Source organism: Agromyces sp. GXQ0307 (assembly GCF_044769845.1).
GTDB lineage: Bacteria > Actinomycetota > Actinomycetes > Actinomycetales > Microbacteriaceae > Agromyces.
Map to the genome: position 1 here is coordinate 1 of NZ_JBIZVY010000007.1, position 5636 is coordinate 5636.

At 57.1% G+C, this 5636-nt stretch carries 3 rRNA genes; all 3 read left to right on the top strand.

Annotated elements, in window-relative coordinates:
• The first annotated feature begins 191 nt into the window (after positions 1-191).
• The 3 genes from ACIQH8_RS17565 (at position 192) to rrf (ending at position 5635) form a co-directional block, all read left to right on the top strand.
• Positions 192-1718, top strand: a 16S ribosomal RNA gene (locus tag ACIQH8_RS17565).
• A gap of 486 nt (positions 1719-2204) precedes the next feature.
• Positions 2205-5308, top strand: a 23S ribosomal RNA gene (locus tag ACIQH8_RS17570).
• Positions 5309-5518: 210 nt separating this feature from the next.
• Positions 5519-5635 (top strand): 5S ribosomal RNA (gene rrf, locus ACIQH8_RS17575).
• Together the 16S, 23S and 5S rRNA genes form the textbook arrangement of a ribosomal RNA operon.
• The last annotated feature ends 1 nt before the right edge of the window (position 5636 follow it).

Sequence of the window (5636 nt, forward strand, 5' to 3'; positions counted from 1 at the left end):
CGGGTGCGTCCGTTCCTTGAGAACTCAACAGCGTGCACTATGTTCAATGCCAATTTTTGAACCCCGTGTTTCCTGCTTCGGTGGGGGACGGGTTTCCTTTGATTGATGGACAATTTGATTTTTTGAGTCAGTTGTTTCTCTGTCAGTGATTTGAACTCCCTGGCGCCTTTCGGGGTGTTGGGAACCATTTTTTTTTGGAGAGTTTGATCCTGGCTCAGGACGAACGCTGGCGGCGTGCTTAACACATGCAAGTCGAACGATGAAGCCTAGCTTGCTGGGTGGATTAGTGGCGAACGGGTGAGTAACACGTGAGTAACCTGCCCTGGACTCTGGGATAACCCCGAGAAATCGGAGCTAATACCGGATAGGACCTTGAGCGGCATCGCTTGGGGTGGAAAGTTTTTCGGTTTGGGATGGACTCGCGGCCTATCAGCTTGTTGGTGAGGTAATGGCTCACCAAGGCGTCGACGGGTAGCCGGCCTGAGAGGGTGACCGGCCACACTGGGACTGAGACACGGCCCAGACTCCTACGGGAGGCAGCAGTGGGGAATATTGCACAATGGGCGCAAGCCTGATGCAGCAACGCCGCGTGCGGGATGACGGCCTTCGGGTTGTAAACCGCTTTTAGTAAGGAAGAAGGGGCTTCGGCCTTGACGGTACTTGCAGAAAAAGGACCGGCTAACTACGTGCCAGCAGCCGCGGTAATACGTAGGGTCCGAGCGTTGTCCGGAATTATTGGGCGTAAAGAGCTCGTAGGCGGTTTGTCGCGTCTGCCGTGAAATCCTCAGGCTCAACCTGAGGTCTGCGGTGGGTACGGGCAGACTTGAGTGGTGTAGGGGAGACTGGAATTCCTGGTGTAGCGGTGGAATGCGCAGATATCAGGAGGAACACCGATGGCGAAGGCAGGTCTCTGGGCACTTACTGACGCTGAGGAGCGAAAGCGTGGGGAGCGAACAGGATTAGATACCCTGGTAGTCCACGCCGTAAACGTTGGGCGCTAGATGTGGGGACCTTTCCACGGTTTCCGTGTCGTAGCTAACGCATTAAGCGCCCCGCCTGGGGAGTACGGCCGCAAGGCTAAAACTCAAAGGAATTGACGGGGGCCCGCACAAGCGGCGGAGCATGCGGATTAATTCGATGCAACGCGAAGAACCTTACCAAGGCTTGACATGACCGAGAACGCCGCAGAAATGTGGAACTCTTTGGACACTCGGTTACAGGTGGTGCATGGTTGTCGTCAGCTCGTGTCGTGAGATGTTGGGTTAAGTCCCGCAACGAGCGCAACCCTCGTCGCATGTTGCCAGCACGTTATGGTGGGGACTCATGTGAGACTGCCGGGGTCAACTCGGAGGAAGGTGGGGATGACGTCAAATCATCATGCCCCTTATGTCTTGGGCTTCACGCATGCTACAATGGCCGGTACAAAGGGCTGCGATGTCGTAAGGCGGAGCGAATCCCAAAAAGCCGGTCTCAGTTCGGATTGAGGTCTGCAACTCGACCTCATGAAGTCGGAGTCGCTAGTAATCGCAGATCAGCAACGCTGCGGTGAATACGTTCCCGGGCCTTGTACACACCGCCCGTCAAGTCATGAAAGTCGGTAACACCCGAAGCCGGTGGCCTAACCCTTGTGGAGGGAGCCGTCGAAGGTGGGATCGGTGATTAGGACTAAGTCGTAACAAGGTAGCCGTACCGGAAGGTGCGGCTGGATCACCTCCTTTCTAAGGAGCTCTGGCGCTCTTCGGGGTGTCCAGGCGGCCGGCATCGAGGCGAATGTCCTTGGTCGGCAGCTCATGGGTGGAACATTGACATAGGCATCCAGGCTGATGGTTCTGGTTCAGTACGCCGCTCTTCGGGGTGGTTGGAACGACCGGGGTCGGAGGGTTGGGTGCGTGCACGCTGTTGGGTCCTGAGGGACCGGACAGGGCCTGGGTGCTCGTCTTCTTTCGGGGAGGTGGGTGCGTTGGTTCGGGAGGGTTCCCGTTCAGGCCTTCGTCGCTGCCGGTGTTCGTGCTGGTGGGGGTGGGGGTTCTGGTCGTCTGTTGAGAACTACATAGTGGACGCGAGCATCTTAGAAGCAGCCTTCGGGCTGTTTCACATAGGTGAGTCGCCAGGTGGCGCCCTTCGGGGTGGCTGTTTGGCGTATTCACTGGTCAATTTCTTCCGGCACTTCGGTGTCGGAGACGAATTCGATCGAACTCATGTGATTTCAAGTTTCTAAGAGCAAACGGTGGATGCCTTGGCATCTGGAGCCGAAGAAGGACGTCGTAATCTGCGATAAGCCTCGGGGAGCTGATAAACGAGCTGTGATCCGAGGATTTCCGAATGGGGAAACCCCGCCAGGCCCTCAGGGTGACCTGGTGACTCCCGCCTGAATGTATAGGGCGGGTAGAGGGAACGTGGGGAAGTGAAACATCTCAGTACCCACAGGAAGAGAAAACAACCGTGATTCCGTGAGTAGTGGCGAGCGAAAGCGGATGAGGCTAAACCGGTCATGTGTGATACCCGGCAGGGGTTGCATGGTCGGGGTTGTGGGACCTCTCGGGCTGTTCTGCCGGACAGCCGCGGTGACGCGTCAGGTATAGACGAACCGGATTGAAAGCCGGACCGGAGTGGGTGTGAGTCCCGTAGTCGAAATGCCTGGCCGGCCGGAGGGGGATCCCAAGTAGCACGGGGCCCGAGAAATCCCGTGTGAATCTGTCAGGACCACCTGATAAGCCTAAATACTCCCAGATGACCGATAGCGGACAAGTACCGTGAGGGAAAGGTGAAAAGTACCCCGGGAGGGGAGTGAAATAGTACCTGAAACCGTTTGCTTACAAACCGTCGGAGCAGTCTTGTTACTGTGACGGCGTGCCTTTTGAAGAATGAGCCTGCGAGTTAGTGATCTGTGGCGAGGTTAACCCGTGTGGGGTAGCCGTAGCGAAAGCGAGTCTGAATAGGGCGTTTGAGTCGCAGGTCCTAGACCCGAAGCGAAGTGATCTATCCATGGCCAGGTTGAAGCGACGGTAAGACGTCGTGGAGGACCGAACCCACTTAGGTTGAAAACTGAGGGGATGAGCTGTGGATAGGGGTGAAAGGCCAATCAAACTTCGTGATAGCTGGTTCTCTCCGAAATGCATTTAGGTGCAGCGTTGCGTGTTTCTTGCCGGAGGTAGAGCTACTGGATGGCCGATGGGCCCCAACAGGTTACTGACGTCAGCCAAACTCCGAATGCCGGTAAGTGAGAGCGCAGCAGTGAGACGGTGGGGGATAAGCTTCATCGTCGAGAGGGAAACAACCCAGACCACCGACTAAGGTCCCTAAGCGCGTGCTAAGTGGGAAAGGATGTGGAGTTGCACAGACAACCAGGAGGTTGGCTTAGAAGCAGCCACCCTTGAAAGAGTGCGTAATAGCTCACTGGTCAAGTGATTCCGCGCCGACAATGTAACGGGGCTCAAGCACGCCACCGAAGTCGTGGCATTGCCGCATATCGATAGGCCTTCGTGGTCCAGTCGTGGTGATGGGTAGGAGAGCGTCGTGTGCCGGGTGAAGCGGCGGTGGAAACCAGCCGTGGATGGCACACGAGTGAGAATGCAGGCATGAGTAGCGAAAGACGGGTGAGAAACCCGTCCTCCGGAAGACCAAGGGTTCCAGGGTCAAGCTAATCTGCCCTGGGTAAGTCGGGACCTAAGGCGAGGCCGACAGGCGTAGTCGATGGACAACGGGTTGATATTCCCGTACCGGCGAAGAACCGCCCACACGAGATCAGGAGTGCTAAGCATCCCAAGACCTGGTGATGTCCTTCGGGACGGATCCTGGTGGCGGCGTGCGACCCCGTCTGGTGGAGTGAGCGTGATAACAGGTGTGACGCAGGAAGGTAGCCCAGCCCGGGCGATGGTTGTCCCGGGGCAAGCGTGTAGGCCGAGCGATAGGCAAATCCGTCGCTCATGCAGGCTGAGACGTGATGCGGATGAAAAGTGGGTGATCCTATGCTGCCGAGAAAAGCATCGACGCGAGGTTCCAGCCGCCCGTACCCCAAACCGACTCAGGTGGTCAGGTAGAGAATACCGAGGAGATCGAGAGAATCGTGGTTAAGGAACTCGGCAAAATGCCCCCGTAACTTCGGGAGAAGGGGGGCCGGATTCGTGAAGGGACTTGCTCCCGGAGCGTTGAAGGCCGCAGAGACCAGTGGGAAGCGACTGTTTACTAAAAACACAGGTCCGTGCCAAGTCGCAAGACGATGTATACGGACTGACGCCTGCCCGGTGCTGGAAGGTTAAGAGGACCGGTCAGCTCTTCGGAGCGAAGCTGAGAATTTAAGCCCCAGTAAACGGCGGTGGTAACTATAACCATCCTAAGGTAGCGAAATTCCTTGTCGGGTAAGTTCCGACCTGCACGAATGGCGTAACGACTTCCCAGCTGTCTCAACCGCGAACTCGGCGAAATTGCAGTACGAGTAAAGATGCTCGTTACGCGCAGAAGGACGGAAAGACCCCGTGACCTTTACTACAGCTTGGTATTGGTGTTCGGTGTGGCTTGTGTAGGATAGGTGGGAGACTGTGAAGCGGGCACGCCAGTGTTCGTGGAGTCATTGTTGAAATACCACTCTGGTCACTCTGGATATCTAACTTCGAACCGTGATCCGGTTCAGGGACAGTGCCTGGTGGGTAGTTTAACTGGGGCGGTTGCCTCCCAAAGAGTAACGGAGGCGCCCAAAGGTTCCCTCAACCTGGTTGGCAATCAGGTGGCGAGTGTAAGTGCACAAGGGAGCTTGACTGCGAGACTGACAGGTCGAGCAGGGACGAAAGTCGGGACTAGTGATCCGGCAGTGGCTTGTGGAAGCGCTGTCGCTCAACGGATAAAAGGTACCTCGGGGATAACAGGCTGATCTTGCCCAAGAGTCCATATCGACGGCATGGTTTGGCACCTCGATGTCGGCTCGTCGCATCCTGGGGCTGGAGTAGGTCCCAAGGGTTGGGCTGTTCGCCCATTAAAGCGGTACGCGAGCTGGGTTTAGAACGTCGTGAGACAGTTCGGTCCCTATCCTCTGCGCGCGCAGGAAATTTGAGAGGATCTGACCCTAGTACGAGAGGACCGGGTTGGACGAACCTCTGGTGTGCCAGTTGTTCCGCCAGGAGCACCGCTGGTTAGCTACGTTCGGGATGGATAACCGCTGAAAGCATCTAAGCGGGAAGCCGGCCTCGAGATGAGATTTCCATCCCCATTCGGGGGAGAGGCTCCCAGCCAGACGACTGGGTTGATAGGCCAGATGTGGAAGCACCGCAAGGTGTGCAGCTGACTGGTACTAATACGCCGACAACTTGACAATCACCACATGTACACCGTTCAAGGCGGGTGTACATGGCCCAAGGTGACTCGCGTCCACTCTGTGGTTCCCAACAGACGAACACACACAACTGCACAGCAGACCCGTCCCACCCCCCAACACCACCCAACCCGGGCGGCACCCGGGGGCCAGGGACACACCGAGACCACCAACACCCCACCCACCACGGGCGGAACACGTTGGTCCTAGAGTTTCGGCGGCCATAGCGCGAGGGAAACGCCCGGACACATTCCGAACCCGGAAGCTAAGACTCGCAGCGCCGATGGTACTGCAGGGGCGACCCTGTGGGAGAGTAGGACACCGCCGGACA